Consider the following 254-nt stretch of genomic DNA (forward strand, 5'->3'; position numbering starts at 1 on the left):
GCCACGTCCTGTACCATGCGTACAATCACATCAAGCAAGGAGAAGTTCATGAGCCGTAAATTCACGACGCGTCCGGTACTCCCGCGCAAGGCACGTAAGCAGCGCCCCTCTGTATACGCGTCATGTGGTAGCCCTATCGTGGTGGGCGCTACCTGCTGCGTTTACAGCCAAAACGTGAACGCACGAGTCATCGAGATCAAGAGCCCGAGCCACATTATTCTCGAAGTTGTGGAGCACGGTGACGTTGGCAGCAT

Annotated in this window: 1 protein-coding gene; it reads left to right on the plus strand. The window is 55.5% G+C overall.

Translation table 11 applies throughout. The features are described 5' to 3' along the window. Window positions 1–48: 48 nt before the first annotated feature. Window positions 49–254: hypothetical protein (locus AC1RPK_RS07780; protein ID WP_481769360.1), on the plus strand; the 206-nt coding region annotated here is incomplete at its 3' end.

The organism is Dellaglioa sp. CoH-55-MRSF-6, from assembly GCF_056782215.1.